At 35.0% G+C, this 739-nt stretch carries 1 protein-coding gene; it reads left to right on the top strand.

All coding sequences use genetic code 11. The annotated features are described in order from the left end of the window. Positions 1-739 (top strand): MobA/MobL family protein (locus ACG72T_RS12550; RefSeq protein ID WP_395266471.1); only part of this gene is annotated, 739 nt, incomplete at both ends.

Genomic DNA, 739 nt, shown 5'->3' with positions numbered 1-739 from the left:
CGATCAAGGTATGGTAGCTGACGTAGCAATTCATCGCGATCACCCAGACAATCCGCATGCACATGTGATGTTAACTAATCGGCCATTTAATCCAGACGGAACATGGGGTATTAAAAGTAAAAAGCAATATATTTTAGACAAAAATGGTAACAAAACATATACAAAAAGTGGCTATGCAAGAAATCGTAAAATTTGGTTAACAGATTGGGATAAAAAAGAAAAAATTAATGAGTGGCGAAAAAATTGGGCGTTGAGTGTTAATCAGGCTTTAGAGCAAAAAAATATTCCCGATCGGATCAGCGAAAAATCCTTTGAAAATCAAGGAATAGATGAAGTTCCAACTCAACATGAGGGAATCAATAGTAAGCGGCATGAAAGAAAAGAATTTAACCAACAAGTTAAGGACTATCGCAAGGCCAAAGCCAGTTATAAAAATAACCAAGAAAAAGTAATCAATAGAGGTCATTTAGATAGCCTAAGTAAACACTTCTCGTTTAATGAAAAACGGGTAGTTAAAGAGTTAAGCCATGAACTGAAAACTTATATCAGTTTGGAGAACTTAGATGATAAGCGGCGCATGCTATTTAATTGGAAAAACAGCACCTTAATTAAACATGCGGTTGGTGAAGATGTGACTAAACAATTATTGACAATTAACCAACAAGAAAGCTCACTCAAAAAAGCAGATGAACTCTTAAATAAAGTGGTTGATCGCACGACTAAAAAACTTTATCCAGAA

The sequence above is a fragment of the Companilactobacillus sp. FL22-1 genome (assembly GCF_043951805.1).
Classification (GTDB): domain Bacteria; phylum Bacillota; class Bacilli; order Lactobacillales; family Lactobacillaceae; genus Companilactobacillus.
The sequence above is the reverse complement of the archived record's forward strand: the minus strand, read 5'-3'. Positions and strand labels throughout refer to the sequence as shown.